General features: G+C 67.3%; 1 protein-coding gene. It reads left to right on the top strand.

What is annotated here, in order from left to right; genetic code table 11:
• The coding region (locus AC2JF9_RS09255; protein ID WP_500727184.1) for a ferritin-like domain-containing protein at nucleotides 1-434 on the top strand (434 nt) is incomplete at its 5' end.
• Nucleotides 435-450: the final 16 nt, after the last annotated feature.

Below are 450 nucleotides of genomic sequence, written 5' to 3' on the forward strand. Positions count from 1 at the left end.
CTCCGCAGGTGAGCCGGATCGAGAACTATCCCGAAGTGGCCGACCGGCTTCGCGAGCATATCGAGGAGACGGACGGGCAGATCGGCCGCCTTGAGGAAATCCTCGACAGCGTGGGCGAGAGCCGTTCGGCGCTGAAGGATGCGGCGCTCAGCTTCACCGGCGCCATGGCCGCGCTCGGCCACAGCGCCGCGGGCGACGAGATCCTCAAGAACAGCTTCGCCAACTATGCCTTCGAGAATTTCGAGATCGCCAGCTACAAGTCGCTGATCGTGCTGGCCGAGGATGGGGGCTTCGCGAACGCGGTGCCGCTGCTCCGCCAGACGCTCGACCAGGAGATCGCCATGGCCGAGTGGATCGACCGGTCCTTGCCGATGGTGACGCGCCGCTATGCCGAGCTGTCGGCGCGGGAGGGCGCGCCGGGAGCGAAGGTCTGATCCGCGAACGGCGCGG

Source organism: Lactobacillus sp. C449L (genome assembly GCF_059900815.1).